General features: G+C 67.1%; 17 protein-coding genes. 9 read left to right on the forward strand and 8 right to left on the reverse strand.

The genetic code is table 11. From position 1 onward, the window contains the following. Nucleotides 1–41 precede the first annotated feature (41 nt). Together AB0L57_RS19025 and AB0L57_RS19030 are read left to right on the forward strand one after the other, a co-directional pair. Complete coding sequence (locus tag AB0L57_RS19025; protein WP_364963624.1) at nucleotides 42–590, forward strand: hypothetical protein; 549 nt, start codon at nucleotides 42–44, stop codon at nucleotides 588–590. A 9-nt stretch (nucleotides 591–599) separates the two neighbouring features. Next, nucleotides 600–2,270, forward strand: a complete 1,671-nt coding sequence (locus AB0L57_RS19030; protein ID WP_364963627.1) for an MFS transporter — start codon at nucleotides 600–602, stop codon at nucleotides 2,268–2,270. A gap of 9 nt (nucleotides 2,271–2,279) precedes the next feature. On the opposite strand, the gene AB0L57_RS19035 is transcribed toward AB0L57_RS19030, so the two are convergent. Then, complete coding sequence (locus AB0L57_RS19035) at nucleotides 2,280–2,939, reverse strand: TetR/AcrR family transcriptional regulator (protein WP_364963630.1); 660 nt, start codon at nucleotides 2,937–2,939, stop codon at nucleotides 2,280–2,282. Nucleotides 2,940–2,999: 60 nt separating this feature from the next. Between AB0L57_RS19035 and AB0L57_RS19040 the strand changes: the two genes are divergently transcribed. The 5 genes from AB0L57_RS19040 to AB0L57_RS19060 all read left to right on the forward strand — a co-directional run bounded on the left by AB0L57_RS19040 (nucleotide 3,000) and on the right by AB0L57_RS19060 (nucleotide 8,931). Beyond that, the gene (locus tag AB0L57_RS19040; protein WP_364963633.1) at nucleotides 3,000–4,562 is read left to right on the forward strand and encodes an NAD(P)/FAD-dependent oxidoreductase; all 1,563 of its coding nucleotides are present in this window, start codon (nucleotides 3,000–3,002) and stop codon (nucleotides 4,560–4,562) included. After that, the gene (locus tag AB0L57_RS19045) at nucleotides 4,559–5,389 is read left to right on the forward strand and encodes an SDR family oxidoreductase (protein ID WP_364963636.1); all 831 of its coding nucleotides are present in this window, start codon (nucleotides 4,559–4,561) and stop codon (nucleotides 5,387–5,389) included. The genes AB0L57_RS19040 and AB0L57_RS19045 overlap by 4 nt, the downstream gene beginning before the upstream one ends. Before the next feature lie 19 nt (nucleotides 5,390–5,408). Continuing rightward, a complete protein-coding gene (locus AB0L57_RS19050) occupies nucleotides 5,409–6,335 on the forward strand; it encodes an alpha/beta hydrolase (RefSeq protein WP_364963639.1) in 927 nt (308 codons plus the stop codon). 124 nt (nucleotides 6,336–6,459) lie between these two features. Next, complete coding sequence (locus AB0L57_RS19055; protein ID WP_364963642.1) at nucleotides 6,460–8,250, forward strand: long-chain fatty acid--CoA ligase; 1,791 nt, start codon at nucleotides 6,460–6,462, stop codon at nucleotides 8,248–8,250. Nucleotides 8,251–8,505: 255 nt separating this feature from the next. Further along, nucleotides 8,506–8,931, forward strand: coding sequence for a VOC family protein (locus AB0L57_RS19060; protein ID WP_364963644.1), 426 nt, complete (start codon nucleotides 8,506–8,508; stop codon nucleotides 8,929–8,931). A gap of 57 nt (nucleotides 8,932–8,988) precedes the next feature. On the opposite strand, the gene AB0L57_RS19065 is transcribed toward AB0L57_RS19060, so the two are convergent. Both AB0L57_RS19065 and AB0L57_RS19070 read right to left on the reverse strand, forming a co-directional pair. Then, nucleotides 8,989–9,411, reverse strand: coding sequence for a tautomerase family protein (locus AB0L57_RS19065; protein WP_364963647.1), 423 nt, complete (start codon nucleotides 9,409–9,411; stop codon nucleotides 8,989–8,991). 25 nt (nucleotides 9,412–9,436) lie between these two features. Next, on the reverse strand, nucleotides 9,437–10,138 hold the full coding sequence (locus AB0L57_RS19070) for an SDR family oxidoreductase (protein ID WP_364963649.1): 702 nt from the start codon (nucleotides 10,136–10,138) through the stop codon (nucleotides 9,437–9,439). Between the two features lie 101 nt (nucleotides 10,139–10,239). Here AB0L57_RS19070 and AB0L57_RS19075 point away from each other — a divergent pair, with 101 nt between their 5' ends. Beyond that, nucleotides 10,240–10,716, forward strand: coding sequence for a helix-turn-helix domain-containing protein (locus AB0L57_RS19075; protein ID WP_364963653.1), 477 nt, complete (start codon nucleotides 10,240–10,242; stop codon nucleotides 10,714–10,716). A gap of 96 nt (nucleotides 10,717–10,812) precedes the next feature. On the opposite strand, the gene AB0L57_RS19080 is transcribed toward AB0L57_RS19075, so the two are convergent. Then, nucleotides 10,813–12,312 carry a trypsin-like peptidase domain-containing protein gene (locus AB0L57_RS19080; RefSeq protein WP_364963656.1) on the reverse strand — a complete coding sequence of 500 codons (1,500 nt, stop codon included), beginning with the start codon at nucleotides 12,310–12,312 and terminating at the stop codon, nucleotides 10,813–10,815. Between the two features lie 406 nt (nucleotides 12,313–12,718). On the opposite strand from AB0L57_RS19080, the gene AB0L57_RS19085 reads away from it, so the two are divergent. After that, on the forward strand, nucleotides 12,719–14,275 hold the full coding sequence (locus AB0L57_RS19085) for a molybdopterin-dependent oxidoreductase (RefSeq protein ID WP_364963658.1): 1,557 nt from the start codon (nucleotides 12,719–12,721) through the stop codon (nucleotides 14,273–14,275). A gap of 74 nt (nucleotides 14,276–14,349) precedes the next feature. On the opposite strand, the gene AB0L57_RS19090 is transcribed toward AB0L57_RS19085, so the two are convergent. From AB0L57_RS19090 to AB0L57_RS19105, 4 genes are all read right to left on the reverse strand, one after another. Further along, a complete protein-coding gene (locus AB0L57_RS19090) occupies nucleotides 14,350–15,837 on the reverse strand; it encodes a DHA2 family efflux MFS transporter permease subunit (RefSeq protein ID WP_364963660.1) in 1,488 nt (495 codons plus the stop codon). Nucleotides 15,838–15,926: 89 nt separating this feature from the next. Further along, nucleotides 15,927–16,625 carry a helix-turn-helix transcriptional regulator gene (locus tag AB0L57_RS19095; protein ID WP_364963663.1) on the reverse strand — a complete coding sequence of 233 codons (699 nt, stop codon included), beginning with the start codon at nucleotides 16,623–16,625 and terminating at the stop codon, nucleotides 15,927–15,929. A 230-nt stretch (nucleotides 16,626–16,855) separates the two neighbouring features. Further along, entirely contained in the window at nucleotides 16,856–20,668 is a 3,813-nt protein-coding gene (locus AB0L57_RS19100) for a multifunctional oxoglutarate decarboxylase/oxoglutarate dehydrogenase thiamine pyrophosphate-binding subunit/dihydrolipoyllysine-residue succinyltransferase subunit (protein WP_364963666.1), read from the reverse strand. Nucleotides 20,669–20,852: 184 nt separating this feature from the next. Further along, nucleotides 20,853–24,635, reverse strand: a complete 3,783-nt coding sequence (locus AB0L57_RS19105) for an ABC transporter ATP-binding protein (RefSeq protein ID WP_364963668.1) — start codon at nucleotides 24,633–24,635, stop codon at nucleotides 20,853–20,855. Between the last annotated feature and the right edge of the window lie 30 nt (nucleotides 24,636–24,665).

The following is a 24,665-nucleotide window of genomic DNA, read 5'->3' on the forward strand; positions in this document are numbered from 1 at the left end:
AGTTGATCACCGAGCCGACCGTCACCCCGGGGAGGCCGAATATGTTCAATCGTAGGTTCGCGGCGAAAATGCTTGCGGTGTGCGCGGTTACCGCGTTACTGGCCGTCGGCGCCGGTTGCGGCAACGATGACTCCGACAACACATCCGCCGCACCGTCGAAATCCGGTGCCCCCACCGTCACCGAGGCGGTGACGGTGAACTTCGAGAAGTTCTTCGACGGGGCCACGTCGGCGGATCAGAAGATCGCCCTGCTGGAGAACGGTCCCGCCTTCGCCGACGCGATCAAGGCGCAGGCCGATTCGCCGATGGCCAAATCCGCCTCGGCGAAGGTCACCAATGTCGCCACCATCGACTCCGATCACGCGGATGTCACCTTCGACGTGCTGTTCAACGGCAAACCGGCGCTGTCCGGGCAGCAAGGTTCCGCGGTCGTCGTCGACAACACCTGGAAGGTGACGGCGTCGACCTTCTGCGCCCTGCTCACCCTCGAGGGCGCTGCGCCGCCGGTCTGCGGCGCACCGGCCCCCGCCACTCCCGGCGCGACTCCGGCCCCGGGTGCGCCCACCGTGGCACCGGCACCGACCAGCTGAGGTGTCTTCATGACATCGTCGAGCCGGCCCGGTACCGGATCGCGCTGGTCGCCACGTCGTGCCTTCGGAAAGGGTTCGGCGGCAACGGTATCCACGGTCTCCGGAGGTGGCGCCGAGCCCTCGCCGACCGCGCCGCGGCGGCCCTACATCGCGCTCGCGGTGGTGACGGCGGTCCTGTTCGTCACCTTCCTCGACACCACGATCGTCAGTGTGGCCCTGGGCGACATCCAGTCCGATGTCCACGCCGGGGTGGTGTCGCTGCAGTGGGTCGTCAACGCCTACACGCTGGTGTTCGCGAGTCTGATGCTCACCGCGGGCACCCTCGGCGATCGGTGGGGCCGCAAGCGCGTGATGATCGGCGGGCTGGTCGTGTTCTGTGCCGGCTCGGTGCTGTCGGCCGTCGCGGGCAGCGTCTCGTTGCTGATCGCGGGCCGGGCGGTGATGGGCGTGGGCGCCGCGGCCTCCGAACCCGGCACCCTGTCGGTGATCCGGCACCTGTTCCCCGATCGCGGCGCCCGCGCGAAGGCGCTGGGTGCGTGGGCGGCGGTATCGGGCCTGGCGCTGGCGCTGGGGCCGGTGGTCGGAGGGGTGCTGGTCGGTGCGTTCGGCTGGCGTTCGATCTTCTGGTTCAACCTGATCGTCGGGGTGGTCGTGCTGGCGGCGGCGCTGAAATTCGTTCCGGAGAGCGCCGATCCACAGCCCGGGCCGGTGGACTGGGCCGGATTCGTCCTGGGCGCGACCTTTCTGGGGTGCGTGATCTACGCCGCCATCTCCGGTGAGCAGGTGGGTTATTCGGCGGCGTCGGTGATCACCCTGTTCGTGATCGGCGCGATCGCCTTCGTCGCCTTTCTGGTGGTCGAGATGCATGCGGCCAATCCGATGTTCGATTTCCACTATCTGGAGCGCCCACTCGTCCGCAGTGCGCTGGTGGTCGCGTTCGCGGTGTATTTCGGGATCTTCTCGATCTTCTTCTTCACCGCGCTGTATCTGCAGGAGGTCGTGGACTATTCGGGATGGCGCACGGCGGCGATCTTCGGCCCGATGGCGGTGGCGATCATCGTCGGATCCGGGCTCTCGGGTTTCTGGGTGGCCCGGCGCGGTTCCCGGACCCCGATGATCGCCGGCTGCTTGCTGGGTGCGGCCGGAATTCTGCTCACCCGTCAATTCCTCGGCGTCACAGTCGAATTCACTCCGCTCGCGTTGGCGTTGATGCTGGCCGGGCTCGGCTTCGGAATCGCCGTGGTGCCGTTGACCTCGGCGGTGCTGTCCGGAGTTCCGGCCGAACATTCCGGCATGGCGGCGGCGGCCACCAACACGATGCGGCAGGTCGGTGCGGTGGTGGGAGTCGCCGCGCTGGGGTCGCTGGTCAATTCGTTCCTCAACTCCGATCTGCGGGATCGGTTGCAGCAGATCGGAGTTCCGGCCAATTTCCAGGCCATCGTGATCGACGCGATCGAGACCGGCAGTGTGCCCGCGGGCGGCGACAGCACGGCGTCGGCCGCGTCGGCGGCCTACGGCCCCATCGTGAACCGGGTCATCCACGCCACCTACGAGGCATTCCATCGCGGCTTGGAGGTCGCGCTGCTGGTATCGGCGATCTTGATACTCATCGCCGCCGTGGTGACCGCGCTGTGGTTGCCGCGGGGCGGGGACCGGGCCGGTTACAGCGCCGAGGACTGATCGGCGGGCTCAGGCGGGCAGTGCGCTGTCGTCGGCGGCGTCGGCCAGCCATTGGGTGAGCGTCGGATGCATGGCCAGGGCCGGGAGCGCGCCGACGAGGTTGTCGATCAGTTCGGTGCGGCCGATCGTCTCGTCGCGCAACCAGATCAGCGTGGTCTCCTCGACGAAGGCGATCCAGCCACGCAGCACCAGCCGCAGCCGGGGCAGTTCCGGGTCGTCGGACGGTAGTGGGCTCTCGGTGAGAATGCGGTCGACGATGGCATCCCGGGTGGCGTCGGCCAGGGCCAGCAGTTCCGGACTGCCACTGGCGGGTCCGCGCAACAGGCCCTGATAGGAGATCCGGTTCTCACTGACGTAGTCGACATAGCGTTGTACCGCATCGCGCAACATGGCGAGCAGATCGAGACTGCGATCGGGCATGGTGCGGGCCAGAAGTTCCTCGTTGGCCCGGCGGACGATGGCGCGCTGGAAGTCCTGCTTGGACGAGAAATAGTGGAACAGCAGCCCGCGGGAGATCCCCGCCTGCCGGGCGATCTCCCCGATGGAGATGTCCTCCAGCGTGCGGTCGCGCAGCATCGTGACGCCGAGGGTGACCAGCTGTTCTCGGCGTTCGTCCGGGCTCAGCCGCACCCGCTTGGTAACGGAACCCTTGTCACTCACGAAACTCATCCTACTGAACGATGGTCAATACTGTTGACTCGCGATCAATAAGACCGTAGTCTCTGGTACATGAGTCGTACGGTTACAGACAACGGCCGTAGCGGGCGCAACGGCGAAGCTGCGCCCGCCCGTCATGTGCACACCTTGATCGTGGGTAGTGGATTCTCCGGGCTGGGGCTGGCCATCCGGCTCAGTCAGCAGGGGCGCGACGACTACCTCGTACTCGAGCGCGGTGGCGATGTCGGTGGTACCTGGCGCGACAACACCTACCCGGGCGCGGCCTGCGATGTGCCCTCGCAGCTGTATTCGTACTCGTTCGCGCTCAATCCGCAATGGTCGCGGTCGTTCTCCAAGCAGCCGGAGATCCAGGCCTACATCCGCGGTGTGGCCGACGAGTACGGTGTGCGCGACAAACACGTCTTCGACTGCGATATGACCGGTGCCCGGTGGAACGACGAGCAGGCGCGCTGGGAGGTGCAGACCAGCCAGGGTGCGTTCACCGCCGACGTCCTGGTCTCAGCCGTCGGTGCGCTGTGTGAGCCGAACCTGCCGGACATCAAGGGCATCAACGGCTTCGAGGGGCAGATCTTCCACTCCGCGCGCTGGGATCACGACGCCGATCTGACGGGCAAGCGGGTCGCGGTGATCGGTACCGGCGCCTCGGCCATTCAGATCGTGCCGTCGATCGCGCCGAAGGTGGGCCACCTCGATCTCTATCAGCGCACCGCGCCGTGGCTGCTGCCCCGGATGGATCGCGAGTACACGCGGGCCGAGCGGCTGGCATTCAAATATGTTCCGGGCGTGCAGAAATTGTCCCGCGCGGCCATCTACGCCGCCCGCGAGACGCAGGTCGTCGGGCTGGCGAAATTCCCGCCGGCCATGCTCGCGCTCGAGGGTCTCGCCCGGCTCAAGCTGCGGTTCGAGGTGCCCGACGCGAAGCTGCGCGAGAAGGTGACGCCGAACTTCCGCATCGGCTGCAAGCGGATGCTGATCTCCAACGAGTACTACCCGGCGCTGGGTCGCGACAATGTCGACGTGGTCACCGACGGTATCCGGGAGGTCCGCGCGAACTCGATCGTCACCGCCGACGGCACCGAGCGCGAGGTCGACGCCATCATCGTGGCCACCGGCTTCCATGTCACCGATTCGCCGGTGTACGAGACCGTCTCCGGCCGCGACGGGCGCACCCTCACCGAGGTCTTCGACGAGATCGGCCAGCAAGGCTACAAGGGCGCGGCCATCCACAACTTCCCGAACATGTTCTTCATGCTCGGGCCGAACGTGGGCCTCGGCCACACCTCGATGGTGTACATGATCGAATCGCAGATCAATTACATCGCCGATGCCATCGCGACCGTCGACAAGCGTGGACTGCGCACGGTCGAGGTGCGAAAAGATGTGCAGGACAAGTACAACCGCGATCTGCAGGACAGTATGGCCGACAGCGTCTGGCTCAACGGCGGCTGCGCCAGCTGGTACCTGGACAAGCACGGCAACAACACCACGCTGTGGCCCGATTTCACCTTCCGCTTCCGTAAGCTGACCGAGAAGTTCGATGTCGCGGCGTATGAGACAACCCAATCGACCGACGGGGCCGCGCGGCCCGATCTGAAAGTGGTGGCAGCACAGTGAGCAATGACGCCTACTTCACCGGCAAGGTGTGTGTGATCACGGGCGCGGGCTCCGGCATCGGCCGGGCGCTGGCCGAGAATCTGGCCCGCCGGGGCGCGAAACTCGCACTGTCCGATATCGATACCGAGGGCCTGGCCGAAACCGTCCGGCGGGTCGAGGCGCTGGGTGCGCAGGTCAAATCCGATCGGCTCAATGTGGTCGAGCGCGAGGCCGTCCTGCTCTATGCCGACGAGGTGAAAAAGCACTTCGGCGTCGTCCATCAGATCTACAACAACGCCGGAATCGCCTTCCACGGCGAGGTGAACGAGTCCCAGTTCAAGGACATCGAGCGGGTCATGGACGTCGACTTCTGGGGAGTCGTCAACGGCACCAAGGCATTCCTGCCCTTCATCATCGAATCCGGTGACGGTCACGTGATCAATGTGTCGTCGCTGTTCGGTCTGATCGCCGTGCCGAGTCAGAGTGCCTACAATGCGGCGAAGTTCGCGGTACGCGGCTTCACCGAATCGCTGCGCCAGGAGATGCTCGGGGGTAAGAAGCCGGTCAAGGTCACCTGCGTACATCCCGGTGGAATCAAGACCGCGGTGGCGCGCAACGCGACCTATGCCGAGGGGCTCGACGCGAACCAGCTCTCCGCGTTCTTCGACAAGAAGCTCGCCATGCACACACCGGAGATGGCCGCGGAGACCATCACCGAGGGTGTGCGCAAGGGCCACGGCCGGGTGCTGATCGGCTGGGAGGCGAAGTTGCTGGATCTGTTCGTGCGCACCACGGGCTCGTACTATCAGCGCATCGCGAGTGTCGTGAACAGCCGGCTCCTGCCCTGATTTCGAGTGAGTTGTCGTGATGCCTGATTTCTCGAAGTCGTTCTCGTTGCCCCTGCCCGTCGCACGGGCCATCCTGCACCCCATGTTCCGGTTCGCCATGCACAGCCGGCTGCCGTTCACGCTGCAGCGTGCCCTGCTCGATGCCGGTTCCGTGCTGCAGACCCTGCCGGGCGGGACCAGGGTGGACCGGATGAGATTGGGTGGACGGCCCGCGGAGCGGGTGACCGCGGCCGGGGCGACCGGATCGGGTGCGGTGCTGTATCTGCACGGTGGTGGTTACACCATCGGATCCCCGGCCACCCATCGGTCGCTGGCTGCGCACCTGGCACGCGATATCGGTTGTGCGGTTCATGTTCCGGACTATCGGCTGGCGCCGGAACACCCCTGTCCGGCCGCGCTCGACGATGCCGAGGCGGCCTTCCTGGAGTTGGTCTCCACCGGGCTCGCACCCGAGCACATCGCGGTCTCCGGTGATTCCGCCGGGGGCGGATTGGCGCTGGCGCTCGCGCAGCGGTTGCGCGATCGGCACGATATCCGGCCCGCCGCCCTCGGCCTGATCGCGCCGTGGGCGGATCCGAACGAACTACCGGGTCGCGCGCGCGATCTGGTGATCAACACGCCGTGGTCGCGGATGTGCGCGGCCGCCTACCTGGGCGACGGCGATCCGCTGGATTCGGGTTACGCGCCGCTGCTGGGTGACCTGCGCGGCCTGCCGGACATCTACGTCCAGGTCGATGCGGGGGAGTTGCTGCACGATCAATGCGTGCGGCTGGTGGACGCGCTGCGTGCGGCGGAGGTACCGGTGCGATTCTCGGTGACCCGCGGACTCTGGCATGTCTCCCAGTTGCAGGCCTCCCTGGTGGAGCCCGCCGCGGCCGCCGCGCGTGAGCTGGCGGAGTTCCTCGGCGAATCGCTGCAACCAGCGCAAATCCGGTCCATAGGATAGAAGTCGCTCGGACGGGTTCCGCCCCGCCGTATCCGCGTCGGAATACCGACGGGACGGCCGGGTGCGAACCCGCCGCTGCGGCTGGCGTAAATTACTGGCGAGTAGACCACGTGGAAGGGCACCGATGCGAGAGTTCGAAGTCCCGGCTACCTACACCATCCCCGAAGACGCCAATATGTCCGATGGCGCCTTTCGGCATGCCGAGCGCACGCCCGGCCTGGTGGTGTTCAACAGGCCGGACGGCAAGGGCGGGTGGACCGATGTCACCGCCGCGGAGTTCGCGAAGCACGTCACCGCGGTGGCCAAGGGACTGATCGCCTCCGGTATCGAACTCGGTGACCGGGTCGCCATCCTGGCCGCCACCCGCTACGAGTGGGTCGTGCTGGACTTCGCGATCTGGGCGGCCGGCGGTTGTACCGTGGCGATTTTCGACAGCTCCTCCGCCGAGCAGGCGCGCTGGATCCTGTCGGATTCGGGCACCAAGCTGATCGTGGTCGAGAACGCCCGGCACCGCGCCACCATCGCCGAGATCGAGGACGGCCTGCCGGAACTCGGTGAGCCGCTGGTGATCGACGAGGGCGCGATCGACACCCTGGTGACCCGGGGCGCCGAACTCGGCGACGAGGTCGTGCACGAGCGGCGCAAGCAGGTCCAGGCCGCCTCCCCGGCCTCACTGATCTACACCTCCGGCACCACCGGCCGGCCCAAGGGCGTCATGCTCTCGCATGCCAACCTCTACGCCGAGTCCGCCGCCGACCGCGCCGCGATGCCGCAGTTCCTCAAGCCGGGACATCGCTCACTGTTGTTCCTGCCGCTGGCGCACGTGTTCGCCCGCGCGGTGGCGCTGGCCGCCTTCGACGCCGGAGTCACCGTCGCGCACACCGCGGACTGGTCGACGCTGGTCGAGCAGTTCGGTGAGTACAAGCCCGATTTCATCCTCTCGGTGCCGCGGGTATTCGAGAAGGTGTTCAACGGCGCCAAGCAGAAGGCCCACGACGGCGGCAAGGGCAAGATCTTCGATCTGGCCGCCGATGTCGCGGTCGAATACAGCCAGGCCCTCGACAAGGGCGGCCCGGGGCTGGTTCTCAAGGTCAAACACACCGTGTTCGACAAGCTGGTCTACGGCAAACTGCGCGAGGCCATGGGCGGGCGGTGTAAGTCCGCGGTCTCCGGCGGTGGTCCGCTGGGCGCGCGGCTGGGGCACTTCTTCCGCGGCGTCGGCGTCACCATCTACGAGGGCTACGGCCTCACCGAGAGCACGGCCGCGGTATCGGTGAACACGCCCGATCACCTGAAGGTCGGCTCGGTCGGTCGTCCGCTGGGTGGCCATGCCGCCAAGGTCGCCGACGACGGTGAGCTGCTGCTGCGCGGTCCGGTCCTGTTCGCGGGCTACTGGAACAATCCCACCGCCACCGAGGAGGCCTTCGCCGACGGCTGGTTCAAGACCGGTGACCTCGGCGCGATCGACGATCAGGGCTTCATCACGATCACCGGTCGCAAGAAGGAAATCATCGTCACCGCGGGCGGCAAGAACGTCTCCCCGGGGATGCTCGAGGATTCGCTGCGCTCGCATCCGCTGATCAGCCAGGTCATGGTCGTCGGCGACGGCAAACCCTTCGTGGGCGCGTTGATCACCCTCGATCCGGAGGCGCTGCCGGGCTGGAAGACCCGCAACAACGTCGCCGCCGACACCTCGATCGAGAAGCTGATCGAGCTGCCGGAGCTGGTCGCGGAGATCGACAAGTCGGTCAAGGAGACCAACAAGCTGGTCTCGCATGCCGAGGCGATCAAGAAGATCCGCATCCTGCCGGTCGACTGGACCGAGGAGAGCGGCGAGCTCACGCCGAAGATGTCGCTCAAGCGCAATGTGGTGATGAAGAACTACGCCACCGAGGTCGAGTCGATCTACGACTGATCGCCTACCGGCCCCTGTTCGTTCGGGGCCGTTCGCGGCTCCCCGGGTGGTGACGCGGGCTGCTTCCTGCGGTCGCGCCACCCCGGCCAACGGCCCGCCTTCTCCGAGAAGGCGGGCCGTTGCGCATATCGGCACGGGCCGGATGCCGCCGGGGCAGAATATCGGTGCAAGCGATGATTTCGGCCGGTTGCCATCGTCGGATGTGCAGGGCGGCGGCGCCGGTCGCAGGCCCGGATCCACTCGGAGGAGGCAACCGTGAAATCTGCTACGACGTACGTGATGTTCAACGGAAATGCCGAGGAGGCATTCGAGTTCTACAAGTCGGTGCTCGGGGGTGAGCTGCAGCTGGTCCGCTACCGCGACATGGGTGGCGAAGGCGGGGGAAATCTGCCCGACGATATCGGCAAGCGGGTCGCGAACGCGGCCCTGACCTGGCGGCCCGATCAGATGATCATGGGATCGGACTGCCCGCCGGATCAGACGGTCTCATACGCGGACCCGGCGTTCAGCGTCTGCCTCGATGTCGACGATCAGGCCGAGGCCGAGCGGATCTTCGCCGGGCTGTCGGACGGCGGCCAGGTCTCGATGCCGCTGGGCAAGACCGAATGGGCGCAACTGTTCGGCATGGTCACCGACAAATTCTCGATTCCGTGGATGATCAACATGTACGGCGGCGAATAGCGATCTCCGCTCGCGCCCGGTACCCGCCGCCCTGCTCGTGCGGCGGGTACTCGGCGTTCAATACGGGGCCGGTTCGTTCGTACGGGCCCAGACCTTTTCGGCTTCCGAACCCGCGTCCGGCGGGAACAATCCGGCGATCATCCACAGATCTCGTGGGGATTCGTAGGTGTGGAATTCCCAATGCAGTCCGCGATCGCGGGTGTAGGGCTCCATGATCGCGTTCAGTCGCAGGGTCGATCGCCTGCGCGTATCCGGATCGTCGAGATGGCGGGCCAGGTGTTCCACGACGATCCGCACGGTGTCGCGCGCGGGTGCGCCGCCCACGAAGAACGACGACTCCTCGAGTTCCCGGAACAGTACGACGACATAGAACTCGGGCAGGCCGAAGCTGGTGTAGAGCGCGGTGATATCCCGGGCGAAATCCTGTTTGTCCTTGTCGGAGTAGGTATTTGCCGGATGGTAGATGTGCCAGAGGGGCATCGGTTCGTCCTTTCGCAGACCCGGATCACCGGGGAACGGTGAGTGCCAGACCCTCGACGGGCCCGGACAGCGCCGCTTTCACCCGCCGGGTCAGCTCATCGACCAGTACCTCGTCGTCGCCGCGCGCCACGCCGTCGAAAACCGCCTCGGCGACCCGCGCGGGGGAGATCTTGTCGACGGTGAGCCGTTGGACCATCTCGGTATCGGCGAATCCCAGATGTACGCCGACCACCTGGGTGTGCTGTGCGGCGAGTTCCAGCCGCAGTGAGTTGGTCAACGACCACAGTGCCGCTTTGGACGCGCCGTAGGCCGCCGCTCCCGCACCCCACGACAACACCGAGTGAATATCGATCAGTGCGCCGCCGCCGTTGGTCGCCAGTGTGGGTGCGAAGGCCTGGGCGATCCGCAACGGGCCGAAGACGTTGGTGTCGAACGTGGTTCGGACGTCGGCGATATCGGCGGTCAGCAGCGGCGCCGGTAGGAGTACGCCGGCGTTGTTGACCACGATGCCGACGTCGGTCGCCCGTTGCGCCGCTGCCGCCACCGACTCCGGATCGGTGACGTCGAGCGCGAGGGGCTCGATCCGTGGATCGGGGTCGGGATGTGGAGTTCGCGCGGCGGCGTAGACCTTCCCCGCGCCGCGCCGCAGGAGCTCGTCCACGAATGCCTTGCCCAGTCCGCGGCGGCCACCCGTGACGAGTGCGACCGCGCCTTCGATCTCGACCATCGGTTTCCTTTCCGGATATCACCCATCTGAATAACGAGTTCGTTAGTTAGATGACAGCACAGTTGACCTGAGTAACGCAAGCGTTAGGTAAGATGGGTTCCATGTCGATGACCTTCGAAGAGCGGTTGAGCGACCGGGACGGCTGGTCGATCGGAGACAACTGCTCGGCCGGGCGGGTCCTGGAGTTGCTCAGTACGCGGACGGTGTTTCTGGTCGTTCGCGAATGTTTCTACGGCACAACCAGATTCGAGGATTTTGTGGCACGCGTGGGGGCATCCGCGCCCGCGGCGTCGCGGGCGCTCAGGCAACTCGAGTCGGCGGGGGTCGTCGAGCGGGTGCGCTATCAGGAGCCGGGGCGCCGCGCGCGTGCGGAATACCGGTTGACCGCCGCCGGTGAGGATCTGCTGCCCGTCTTCCTGGCCCTGATTCAGTGGGGGGACAAGTACCTGCAGGACGGGGCGCCGCCACTGTCGTTCGTGGAGCGGGATTCCGGTGCCGCGATCGGGGTGCAGGTGGTGCGCGAACCGGGACCGCATGCGAAATCCGGTGATATCGAGATCCGGCTCAATCGGGACTGACGGCAGGCCGGACGGTGCGGGCGTGCTCGCTGCGATCGCCGTCGCGACGGTCACCGGAGCCCCGGGCCGGGTGCGTGGCCGGGCCCGGGGCGTGGCTCAGCCCACCGGGCCCTGGGTCAGGGCGACCCGCCCGGATTCGCTCTGCCCGGCCGGATCGGTCCAAGTCAGTGTGACGGTATCGCCCGGGTGATGCTGATCCATGGTGTCGGTGAGGCTGGTCGCGGAGTCGATGGCGTGGCCGTCGAGGCCGGTGATCACATCACCGGAGGTCAGTCCCGCGGATTCGGCCGGACCACCACCGACCACATTGCGGACCAGTGCTCCGGAGCCGTTGGCATCGCTCATCGCGATGCCGAGGAAGCCCGAATCGCCGATGTGCACGTGGTCCGATGCCGTTCCGGCCTGGATCTGCTTGGCGACCGACACCGCCTTGTTGATGGGGATCGCGAAGCCCTGACCACCACCGGCGCCCAGCCGGAAGCCCTGGGATGCCGCGGTGTTCACGCCGACCACCTGACCGGAGCTGTTGATCAGGGGACCACCCGAATCGCCGGGCTGGATGTTCGCGGCCACCTGGATCAGGCCGGTGAGTTGTTCGGAGGCGCCTGCGGACTCGTCACTCGCGGTGATCGACCGGTCCAGAGCGGCCACCTGGCCGCCCGCAGCGGTGGGTGAGCCGGTACCGCCGGCATTGCCGACACCGACGATGCTGTCGCCGACCTTCACCTTGTCCGAATCACCGAGCGGTGCGGTCGGCAGACCGGACGCGCCCTGCAGTTTGATGATCGCCAGATCGTCCTGCCGGTCGAATCCGGCCACGGTGCCGTGATACGTGCGACCGTCGCCCATCGCGGTGACCGAGATATCGGTCGAGCCCTCCACCACGTGATTGTTGGTCAGGATGGTGCCGTCGGATCCGATCACTATTCCGGTGCCCGCACCGGCGCCGTTCTGCATGCCCAGTTCGGTATTGACCAGGACGATCCCGGGGACCACCGCATCGGCCGCCTTCTCCAGCGCGGCCGATTCGGTCTGCGAACCGATCGGCTGGACCACCGATCCCTGGTTGTGCCCGATCTGTCCGGCAGGGGGCTGCTGGGTACCCATTCGCGAGCCGACCAGGGCGATGGTCAGCGCGACGACCGCCACCAGGGCCGCGGCCACTGCGAAGCTCAGGCCGTGCCTGGCCGGACGCGCCTGTGGATATTGCTGTCCCGGAACAGGGTGACCGCCGTAGGGGACTTGGCTCCCGTACGGCGGGCCTCCGTAAGGCGGCTGAGCACCGTAGGGCTGGCCCGAGTTGGGAGGCTGTCCACCGTAGGGCTGACCCGGGTAGGGCGACTGACCGCCGTAGGGCTGACCCGGGTAGGGAGCCTGACCGCCATAGGGCGATCGACCCGCGTACGGAGGTTGCCCCGGATAGGGCGCTTGCCCGGAGTACGGCGGCTGACCACCGGGGGACGGTTGCTCGCCGTGCTGTGGTTGTCCCTGGGACTGCGGCGAACCGTACGCCCCCGACTGCGGTTCGTGCGGTCCGTCCTCCTGCGGCCGGTTTCCCTCATTCGGATACACGCTCATCACGTCCTGTTCGGTCACATCCTGTACGTCGGCTGGGACCCGGCGCGGTGATTCGGATCCTGTATCAATTAAGCGCGCCTTTCCTGAGAGGCAGCTGGGCGCTTGCCGTGGAACTGCCGACGTGGGCTGGATCACCGGCTGCGACAGCGAGCAGGAACCCGGTACCGGACGGAGGCCGGTCTCGTCGGGCCGTCCGCGCGAATCACCGATGCCGTGCCGGGCCGACGGGTGATCGCGCCTGGCGGTGTGGGTCTTCCTCGACCGGTATTCGTGTGGGTGCGTGGCGAGGTTCTCGGACAAGCTGCCGAGGTGATTCTCGGCGGGCGCACGCGGAGAGCCGAGCGCGATACGGCGTTCCTGACGGAAGTGTGACGGTCGGCGAGAGCACGGGGGCCGGGCACATATTCGCAGTACGCTCGCCGATATGGCCGGTACGGGACTGCGGGCGGCCTGCGGATTGGTGTCCGCAGGGTTGGCGCTGGGTGTTGCGGAGCTGGTGTCGGTGCCGGTCGGGGCGGGAAGCGCGCCGTTGTCCGCGCTGGGATCCACGATGGTCGATCACACGCCGGACGGTGTGCGGGAATGGGCGATCGATACCTTCGGCACCAACGACAAGTCGGTGCTGTATCTGCTGATGGGTGTCGCGGCCCTGATCGTCGCTGCCTGCGTGGGCGCGCTCGAGCGCACGGCGCGGCCGGTCGGTTCGGTCGTGCTCGGTCTCTTCGGCATCGCGGCGGCCTGGGCGGCGGTCGAGCGCCCGGCAGCGGACTGGACCTGGGCGTTGCCGTCGGTCATCGGGGTCGCGTTCGCGATTGTCATGTTGCGCTGGTTGATCCGGCGATGCGACGTGGCCGTGTCCGGTGGTTCGCCGGCTCAGGGATCCTCCCCGCCGAAGTCGGCGGAATCGGTTGCGGCGCAAGTCGATCGGCGGCAGGTGGTACGCGGGATCGCCGGTGTCGGAGTGCTGGCGGTGGCGGCGGGTATCGCCGGAAGGATGCTGGGGGCGAGTGTGCGCAGCGTGGCGGCCGAGCGTGCCGCGGTGCGGTTACCGACGCCACCGGTACCGGAGGCGCCCGTTGTTCCCGGCGCCGATCTCCGGATTCCCGGTCTCGCGCCGTATCTCACCCCGGCCTCCGATTTCTATCGCATCGATACCGCGTTGACGGTTCCGCAGGTCAGTACCGACGGGTGGTCGCTGCGCATCCACGGAATGGTCGATCGTGAAATCCGGCTCGATTACGCCGATCTCGCGCGCCGGCGACCGGTCGAGCGGATGGTGACCCTGACCTGCGTATCGAATCCGATCGGCGGTGATCTGATCGGGAACGCCCGTTGGCTCGGCTATCGGCTCGACGAGTTGATCGCCGAGGCTCGACCGCATCCCGACGCCGATATGGTGTTGTCCCGCAGTGCGGACGGATTCACCGCGGGGAGTCCGCTCGCGGCACTGACCGACGGCCGGGACGCCTTGCTCGCCGTCGGCATGAACGGTGAACCACTGCCGGTCGAACACGGCTATCCGGCGCGGCTGGTCGTTCCCGGCCTGTACGGCTATGTCTCGGCCACCAAGTGGGTCACCGAACTGGAGATCACGAGATTCGATCGCGCCCAGGCCTATTGGACCCGGCGCGGCTGGTCCGCTCGCGGCCCGATCAAGACCGGTACCCGCATCGACACCCCACGCGGCACGGTTCGCGCCGGCGCGGTCACCATCGCCGGTGTGGCCTGGGCCCAGCACCGGGGCATCCGGGCGGTGGAGGTCCAGATCGACAACGGCCCATGGCAATCCGCACACCTGGCCGACGAACCGTCGATCGACACCTGGCGGCAGTGGAGCTTCGACTGGGACGCCGCTTCCGGCACCCACACGATCCGGGCGCGCTCCACCGACGGCACCGGCGAGGTCCAGACCGCGGAGGTCGCCGATGTGATTCCGGACGGAGCCAGCGGTTACCCGTCCCGCACCGTTCGGGTGGGATGAGGTGATCCGGTCCTGGATACGACGAGGTCCGCGCGGAAATCGTTCCGCGCGGACCTCGCCGGGGGCCATCCGGATCAGCCTGCGATGCCGGCCTTCTCCGGCTCGGTGTCCGGTTCGGCTTCCGCCTTCTTCTTCGATCCGTTGCCGATGAACAGGGCCGAGGCCACGACACCGATGAGCAGGATCGCTCCGGGCAGCAGCATCGATTGGCCCAGAGCCGTGCTGAACTTGTCGATGATCTGGTCGGGGATGTGGCCCATTCCGGTACCGCCACCCTCGCCGAACTGACCGCCGCCCACGCCCTGCGCGGACATCCGGGCCGAGATCAGGGCACTGATCGCGGCACTACCGAGGACCGAGCCGACCTGCCGGGTGGTGTTGTACACACCCGCACCGGCGCCCGCCTGATGGATGGGCAGATTGCGGGTGGCGGTGGAGGCCAGCGGGGCCCAGATGCAGGAGTTCGACAGACCCGCGATACCGGCGACGATCAGGAACAGCACGATCGAGCTGTCCGGCTTCATCAGCGCCGCGAAGGCGAACACCGTGAGTGCGAAGCCCGCGAACCCGAGGGTCGGCAGGATCCGCGGTGGCATCCGGTCGGAGATCTTGCCGATGAACGGCGCGGTCAGACCGGTGACGATCGCCATCGGCGCGAAGACCAGCGCGGCCCGCGTCGGCGTGTACTCGCGCACCGCCTCCAGATAGAAGTACGCCGGCACCATCAGCGAGGTGACCGCGGCGCCCATCGCGGCGATCGCGATACTCGACATCGAGAAGTTCCGGTCGCGGAACAGGCTCAGCGGAACCAGTGGCTCGTCCTTGTTGCGGGCCTGGTTGACCACGAACAGGGCGAGCACCACGACGCCGGCGATGATCATCGCCCAGATCCAGGCGTCCCAATCCCGGGTGTTGCCTTCCTGGATACCGAACACCAGCAGGAACATGCCGACCGCGCTGAGTACCACGCCGACGACGTCGAACTTGTGCTGATGGGTCTCCAGACTCGGCACCAGCCACACCGCCAGCACGAAGGCCACGATGCCGACGGGCACATTGATGTAGAAGATCCAGTTCCAGCCCTGCCAGTCGACCAGTACACCGCCGAGGATCGGGCCGACCAGGGTGGCCAGACCGGCGACACCGCCCCACAGGCCCATGGCCGCGCCGCGCTTGTCCGGCGGGAAGGTGCGGGTGATGACGGCCATGGTCTGCGGTGTCATCAACGCCGCGCCCAGTCCCTGCACGGCCCGCGCCGCGATCAGCATCTCGACCGAGCCCGACATCGCACACCAGAGCGAGGCCGCGGTGAACACGGCCAGACCGGCCAGATAGACGTTCTTCGGGCCGAACCGGTCGCCCAGACGTCCGGTGACCAGCAGCGGCACCGCATAGGTGAGCAGATACGCGCTGGTCACCCAGATGACTTTGTTCATGTCGGTGTGCAGGTCCTGCAGGATCGCCGGATTGGCCACCGCGACGATGGTCATATCCAGCAGGATCATGAAGAACCCGACTACCAGCGCGGTGAGCGCCAGCCACGGATTTCTTTGGGATGTCATAGATTTCGTTCCTGTTCCGGACATCGATCGACTACTGCGATCGATGGGGGTTGTGAAGGTCTCGGGGCGCGCCGCGATCCTGCGCCCGATCATCGGTCGGCAGTATCCGCACCGCCCTTCCGCAGTTCGGCGAGAACGTCGTCGGTCAGGGCCGCGCCCCAGTCATGACCCAGGTCACCGTCCCTCTCCGGACAACGGATCCCCTCGGCGTCGAATTCCTGCCAGAGCAGCGAACCGTCGCGCAGCTCCTCGATGAGCCCGCGCAACCAGGTGGCCTCGTACTGAGCCAGGCCACGCAGATAATCGATCACCATCCAGTACCGCCGGGGAACCCGGCGGCTCTGCGCCCATTCGCTCAGGGCTTCCAGTTCGGTGATGTCGCCGTCGAGCCAGCCGACCCGCTCGGTGAGCAGGGTGACCACTTCGTCGACGGGGAGATTGTGCGATTCGGCCAGGCCGATCGGGAAGATCGAATACTCACGAATCGGCCGGCGGACGATCTCGGCGATGCGGGTCCGGAGCGCGGCGGTACCCGCATCGGTGATGCAGTAGGTGGTGCGTTCGGGCCGGTTACCCGAGCGTTCGGTGCCCTCCGCCTGGACCAGTCCTTGCTCGGCCAGCCGGGTCACCGTGTGATAGAGCGAGCCGGGGCGGATCTTGAGCAGATTGTCCTTCCGGCGCTTGATCAGCAGTTGATACATCTCGTACGGATGCATCCGATCTTCTTCCAGCAGCCCCAGTACCGAGATCGCCAGCGGCGTCAACATCGCACCCGGCTGCTTGGACATCGGTGGCGACTCCCTTCATCACTGCCGCCGGACGCTACGCGCGCCTACCGACATAACCCTCATCAAATATTCCACGCCGAATATACGGTGTGGAACTTGTCCGGCACAAGACCGTTTCACTGATTACGACGATCCACCGGGCCCGGATATGACAAACGCCGGGCCGGATCACTCGGATGAGTGATCCGGCCCGGCGTCAGAGGCGGTCGGCTACGTACCCGGAGAGGCCGTCAGGCGAACGCTTCGTCGACGATCTCCTGCTGCTCCACCGCGTGCACCTTCGACGAACCCGAGGACGGCGCCGACATGGCACGCCGCGAGATACGGCGCAGCTTGGTGAACCGCTCCGGCAGGATCTCCGGCAGGTTCAGGCCGAAGAACGGCCATGCTCCCTGGTTGGCCGGCTCCTCCTGCACCCACGCGATATCGGTCGCGTTGGGGTAGGTCGCGAGCTTCTCGTTGAGCCGGTAGGACGGGATCGGGTACAGCTGCTCGATGCGGATGATCGCCACATCCTCGCGGTTCTTCTTGTTCTTCTCCGCGACCAGCTCGTAGTACAGCTTGCCGCTGGTGAGCAGGATCCGCTTGACCTTGTTGCGGTCACCGTCGCCGCTTTCGTAGGTCGGCTCCTCGAGCGTCGAGCGGAACTTCGTGTCGGTGAAGTCCTCGACATTGGAGACCACAGCCTTGTTGCGCAGCATCGACTTCGGGGTGAAGACGATCAACGGGCGGCGGATGCCGTCGAGGGCGTGCCGACGCAGCAGGTGGAAGTAGTTCGACGGGGTGGAGGGGACCGCCACCGTCATCGAACCCTCGGCACACAGCTGCAGGAACCGCTCGATGCGACCCGAGGTGTGGTCGGGACCCTGGCCCTCGTGACCGTGCGGCAACAGCAGCACGACCTCCGACAGCTGCTGCCACTTGGCCTCACCCGAGGAGATGAACTCGTCGATGATCGACTGCGCGCCGTTGACGAAGTCACCGAACTGCGCCTCCCAGAGCACCAGCGCGTCCGGATTGCCCAGGGAATAGCCGTATTCGAAGCCGACGGCCGCGTACTCGCTCAGCGCCGAGTCGTGCACCGCGAACCAGCCCGGGTTCTCGCTGCCGATGTTGTGCAGCGGGGTGTACTCGGCTCCCGACTTGCGGTCGATGATCACCGAATGCCGCTGGGTGAACGTGCCGCGCCGGGAGTCCTGGCCCGTCAACCGCACCGCTTTGCCCTCGTCGATCAGGGTGCCGAAGGCCAGCAGTTCGGCGAAGGCCCAGTCGACCTTGCCCTCGTAGGCCATCTCGCGACGGCGTTCCAGTACCGGTTTGACGCGCGGATGCACACTGAAGCCCTCCGGTACGCCCATGAAGGCATCGCCGATGCGCTGCAGCACGGACTTGTCGACCGCGGTCACGACGGTGCCCGAAATGGGCTGCTCCTCCTCGACCGATTCGCTCGGCTCCGGCGGATACTTCTCCAGCTCGCGGACCTCGTTGAACACCCGCTCCAGCTGACCCTGGTAGTCACGCAGGGCGTCCTCGGCCTCTTTCATCGAGATGTCGCCACGGCCGATGAGAGCCTCGGTGTAGGACTTGCGGACGCTGCGCTTGGTGTCGATGACGTCGTACATGTACGGCTGGGTCATCGACGGGTCGTCGCCCTCGTTGTGGCCGCGACGCCGGTAGCAGATCAGGTCGATGACCACGTCCTTGTGGAACTGCTCGCGGAAGTCGGTGGCCAGGCGTGCGACCCAGGTGCAGGCCTCGGGATCATCACCGTTGACGTGGAAGATCGGCGCACCGATCGACTTGGCGATATCGGTGGAGTACTCGGTGGAGCGGCTGTTCTCCGGCGCGGTGGTGAAACCGATCTGGTTGTTCACCACGATGTGCACGGTGCCACCGACGCGGTAGCCGCGCAGGCCGGACATGTTCAGCGTCTCCGCGACCACACCCTGACCGGCGAATGCGGCATCACCGTGCAGCATCAGCGGCACGACCGAGAAGGTGCGCGCCTCTTCGCCACGAGTGACCAGGTCCTCCTTGGTGAGCAGGTCCTGCTTGGCGCGGACCAGCCCCTCCAGCACCGGGTCGACGGCCTCGAGGTGCGACGGGTTGGCCGTCAGCGAAACCTCGATGTCGTTGTCACCGAACATCTGGATGTAGGTGCCGTGCGCACCCAGGTGGTACTTCACATCGCCCGAGCCGTGGGTGGCGGCCGGGTTCATGTTGCCCTCGAACTCGGTGAAGATCTGCGAGTACGGCTTGCCGACGATATTGGCCAGCACGTTGAGGCGGCCGCGGTGCGGCATACCGATGACGACCTCGTCGAGCGCGTGCTCGGCGCACTGGTCGATGACGGCGTCCATCATCGGGATGGTCGACTCGGCGCCCTCGAGCGAGAACCGCTTCTGGCCGACGTACTTGGTCTGCAGGAAGGTCTCGAACGCCTCGGCCGCGTTCAGCCGGGACAGGATGTACTTCTGCTGGGCGACGGTCGGCTTCTCGTGCTTCTGTTCGACCCGGTCCTGAATCCACTGCAGCTGCTCGGTTTCCAGGATGTGGGTGTACTCCACGCCGACGTGGCGGCAGTACGCGTCGCGCAGCACCGACAGCACATCGCGCAGCTTCATCCGCTCCTGGCCGTGGAAGCCCGCGACGTTGAATTCGCGGTCCAGATCCCACAGGGTCAGGCCGTGCTGGGTGACATCGAGGTCGGAGTGGCTGCGGAACTTGTCCTTGACCAGCCGCAGCGGATCGGTGTCGGCCATCAGATGGCCGCGGGCGCGGTAGGCGGAGATCAGCTCCTGCACGCGCACGCTCTTGTCGACGCCGCGTTCCTTGACGTCCTTGCGCCACCGGATCGGCTCGTAGGGAACACCCATGCCGTGGAAGATCTCGTCGAAGAACTCGTCGGAGATCAGCAGGTTGTGGATGGTGCGCAGGAAGTCACCGGACTCCGCACCCTGGATGATGCGGTGGTCGTAGGTGGAGGTCAGCGTCATGAGCTTGCCGATACCGATCTCGGCGAGCTGCTGGTCGCTCATGCCCTGGAATTCGGCCGGGTACTCCATGGCGCCCGCACCGATGATCGCGCCCTGACCTGGCATCAGGCGAGGCACCGAGTGGTTGGTGCCGATGGTGCCGGGGTTGGTCAGCGAGATGGTGACGCCGGAGAAGTCGTCGGCGCCGAGCTTGCCGTCGCGGGCACGCCGCACGATGTCCTCGTAGGCGCTGTGGAACTGCGCGAACGACATGGACTCGGTGTTCTTGATGGCGGCGACCACGAGGGTACGACTGCCGTCCTTGCCCGGAAGGTCGATGGCCAGGCCGAGATTGGTGTGCGCCGGGGTGACCGAATTCGGCTTACCGCTGACCTCGGCGAAGTGCCGGTTCATGTTCGGGAACGCCTTGACCGCCTGCACGATCGCATAACCGAGCAGGTGGGTGAAGGAGATCTTGCCGCCGCGGGTACGGGCCAGGTGGTTGTTGATGACCAGACGGTTGTCGATCATCAGCTTCGCCGGGATGGCGCGCACACTGGTCGCGGTCGGGATGGTCAGCGACGACGACATGTTCTTGACGATCGCAGCGGCCGGTCCGCGCAGCACCTTCGACTCGTCGGCGGCCGGTTCGGCCGGGGCGCTCTTGGTGGGCGTCGCGTTGGAGGTCGGTGCGGGGGTGGTGCTGGCCTGTGCCCGAGCCTGCGGCGGTGCAGCGGCGGCCGATACGGCGGCGGTGGCCTTGGGAGCGGGCGCCGGAGCCGGGGCCGGAGCCGGAGCGGCGGCCACGGGCGCGGCCGGTGCCGGTGTGGGCCGAGCCGGTGCGGCGGCCGGTGCCGGGGTGGCCGGCGCGGCGGTCGGAGCGGTGGCGGCGGGCGTGCTGTTGGCTATCTCACCCGGCGCTTCCGGTGTGTAGTCAGCGAGGAACTCGTGCCAACTCTCATCGACCGACGACGGATCTTGCTTGTACTTCTGATACATCTCGTCGACGAGCCACTGGTTCTGTCCGAACTGGGATGTTGAGCTGCTCACAGCAGGTGTTCGCCTCATTTCGTTCTTCGCGCTGCGACGTTTGTGACGTGCCCGGCACGGGGATCGGTGCGATTCGCGCCGATGCGCCCTTTCCGAGGATAGGCCCAGCCCTGACTCCGTGCCCCGGCGCGGCAGGCGTGGGCGATTTTTCCGGTTCTCCCCGCCCGCCGTCATCGGTGGCACTTCGCTCGCCACTGCCCGGTTAACGACCGCCGGGCAGACCTAACCTCATTGGTGACGACTCGTCCTCAATCGAGAATATTCCTTCCTCGGAATCGGCTGCCTCCCAGAGTCGGTTATAGATTCCGCGCTCGGCCAGCAACTGTTCGTGGGAGCCGAATTCCACGACCCGGCCGTGCGCCACGACCGCGATCCGATCGGCGCGCGCGGCGGTCGCGAGCCGGTGCGCGACGATCACCGTGGTGCGGCCGCGAGCCAGCGATCGACTCGCTACCAGCACCTTCTCCTCATTCGCCGGATCGAGCACCGCGGTGGCCTCGTCCAGCAGCAGCAGGTCCGGATCGACCAGTTCGGCGCGGGCCAGTGCGATCAGCTGGCGCTGACCAGCGGATAGCCCGCGTCCCCCTTCGCCGACCGGCTGCGCCATCCCTCTCGGCAGGCCCTCGATCATCTCGAGCGCACCCACCGCGGCCGCGGCACGCGCGATGTCCGCGGGGTCGGCGAAAGGTTTCCCGAATGCGATGTTGCCCGCGATGTCGCCGCTGAACAGGTGAGCTTCCTGAGGAACCACTCCGAGCCGCGAACGGAATTTCGCGAGCCGATAGTCGCGGATGTCCACATCGTCGACCCGGATGGCACCCGAACCGGTGTGGGGCAGGTCATAGAGCCGGGCCAGCAGTTTGACCACCGTCGACTTGCCCGCACCGGTCTCGCCGACCAGAGCGATGGTCGACCCGGCCGGGATGTGCAGCGACACCGCCTCCAGCGCGGGCTGCTTCGCATCGGGATAGTGGAAGGTGACGTCCTCGAAGCGCACCTCACCGCGCAGATGTTCGCCGATGACCGCGGCATCCTCGGGATCGGGGGAGATCGAGGACTCGGTGTGCAGCAGGGTCTCGATACGCCGCAGCCCCACCCGGGCCTGCTGATAGCCGTCGAAAACCTGTGAGAGCTGGGTGATGGGCCCGAACAGCAGGCTCAGATAGAGCACGAAGGCCACCAGGGTTCCGGCGGTCGTGGTGCCGTGGGCCACCTCGCGCGCACCCAGGTACACCACGGCCGCCTGGGCCAGATCCGCCCAGGCCAGGACGAAGGCGAAGTACACCGCGATGGCGCGTTGCGCTCGCAGTCGTGCGCGCCGGTAGCCGTCGGAATAGTCGGTGAACCGCTCGGCCGCCGCGGCCTCGTGCCGGTAGGCCTGGGTCGCGCGCAGCCCGGCCACGTTCTCCTGGAAATCGGCGTTGACGGTGGCGACCCGTTCCCGCGACGCGGAGTACGCCGAGGCCGATATCCGCCGGAAGACCAGCGTCGCGGCGAGCAGCGGCGGCATCGCCACGAAGACCACCACGGCCAGTGACGTGTCGATCACCAACAGCGCCACCACAATTCCCGCCACCGTGACCAGGCTGATCAACGCGGTGCTCAGGCCTGTCTGCAGGAAGGTCGACAGCGCGTCGATATCGGTGGTCATCCGGGTCATGATGCGGCCGGACAACTCACGTTCGTAGAAGTCCAGACCCAGCCGCTGCAGATGGGCGTAGCTACGCACCCGCAGGCCGTAGAGGACCCGTTCACCGCCGCGCGCGGACAATCTGGTGGCGACCGCCTCGACCACCCAGCTCGCGAGCACCAGGACCACGCCGATGATCACGGCGGCCGCGAGCGCCGACCCGCGCCGTTGTCCGACGCCGTCGTCGAGGGCGAATCGGGTCAGCGCCGGGAAGGCCACGCTGATCGCGGCATCGATCGCGAGCAGGGCGACCACGATCGTCAGCAGCCAGCGCACCGGTCGCAGCAGCCGTACCAGCCGGAAACGCGGATCCGGCTGCTCGAGTTCGTCGTCGTCGAGCCCGGGTTGTTCGGTGGCCGGCCCCAGACTCGCCAGGGCCGCCCGCATCTCGGGTGGGGCATCCGGTTCGGCGAGGGCCGGATCCGGTGTGGGCACAGGCGGATCGGTGTCGCGTGTGGATGTGGCGAAGGCGCCGGTATCGGTGGACAGGGCGGTATCGGGGGCGAAGATGGCGCCGTCGGCGAGCGCTGGTGCGTGGTCCGCCACGGTGACGGCCGCGCCCGGGAGCCGGACGACCCGATCGGCATGGGCCAGCGTCGACTCGCGGTGCGCCAGGATCACCGTGGTCCGGCCGTGTGCGGGCAGGGCGTCGAAGATCGCGGCCTCGGTCACCGCGTCCACCGCGGAGGTGGCGTCGTCGAGGATCAGGATGCGCGGATCGGCCAGCAGCGCGCGGGCGAGGGCGAGGCGCTGGCGCTGACCGCCCGACAGCGTGAGGCCGCGCTCGCCGACCACCGTGTCGTAGCCGTCGGGCAGGGCCCGGATGAATTCGTCGGCGGCGGCCATGGTGGCCGCGGCCCGGATCTCGTCGTCATCGGCGTCGGGCCGGCCCAGCGCGATATTCGCGGCGATGGTGTCGGAGAACAGGAACGGCTCGTCGAAGACCACGCCGATCGCCGCGCGCAGATCGGCCGCCCGCACTCGCGAGATGTCGACTCCGGCCGCCTCGTCCGTGTCGGTGCCGAACACCGAGATGTGACCGGATTCCGGGGTATGGAAGCGGGGCAGCAGCAGGGTGAGGGTGGACTTGCCGGATCCGGCTGGGCCGATCACCGCGACGGTCTCTCCGGGCCGCACGGTGAGATCGAGTTCACGCAGTACCGGTCGGCCGGGGTCGAATCCGAAGGTGAGGCCCTGGATCCGCAGGCCGAGCGGGCCGTCGGGCAGCGGTTGCGGATCCGGCGGGTCCACCGTCGCGGGAGCCTCGTCGATGACCTGGTAGACGCGTTCGGCGGCCGCGCGGGTCAGTTGCGCCATGACCACGACGCTGGACAGGATCCGGGTGCTGGAGGCCATCATCGTCACGTAGGTGGCGAAGGCCAGGAAGGTGCCCACACCGATCACCGAATGCAACGCCAGTACACCGCCGAGCGCGATGACGATCACCAGCCCGGCCTGCGGAATCGCCGAGACGGTCGGGGCGAAAAGGGAATCGATACGGGCCGCGCGCATCCGATGCGCGTACAGGCGGCGCCCGTGATCGGCCAGAATCCGCACCATTCGCGATTCCTGCCCGAATCCCTTCACCACTCGCACGCCGGTGACGGTTTCCTCGACGTGCTGGGCCAGATCCGCGGCCCGCTGCTGCGCCGACCAGGTGGCCGCGTGCAGTCTGGGCCGCACCCGGTACACGACGAGACCGAGCAGCGGCACGGTCAGCAGCGACACCAGCGCCAGCGGCGGTGACAGCACCAGCATGGCGACCGCGGCGAAGGCGAAGATCAGCAGCGCGGCCGCCGACAGCGGCGCCATGGCCAGCAGCCCCTGTACCAGTTGCAGATCGCTGATGGATCGCGATACCACCTGGCCGGTGCGCAGCCGGTCCTGACGAGGACCGTCGTAGCGATGCAGCGCCGTCAGCAGATCCACGCGTATTTCGTGCTGCACATCGAGAGCCAGCCGCCCGGCCAGCCACCGCCGGCCGTAGGTCGCGGCGAACCGGGCGAGCGCGAGCACCACCAGCACCGCGGCGATGGGCGCCAATGCGGCGACCTCACCCTCCCGGGCCCGATCGAGCGCGGCCTTCGCGACCAGTGGGACCGCCGATTCGGCACCCGCGCCCGCGACCACCGCCGCGATCACTCCCGCCAGCAGGCGCGAATGCGCGCGGCAGGCGGCCCACAACCGCCGCAGCCAACCGCCGCGTACCCCCGCGGTACCGGATGATGCGGCTCGGGTGCGGATGGATCGACCCCGCCGCCGCGAGTCGATGGTGCCGGTATCGGTCTTGTTCATCTCGATTCGACGTTACCGACGCAATCCGAC

It is taken from the genome of Nocardia sp. NPDC052254 (genome assembly GCF_040679495.1).
In the GTDB taxonomy this organism is placed as follows: Bacteria; Actinomycetota; Actinomycetes; order Mycobacteriales; family Mycobacteriaceae; genus Nocardia.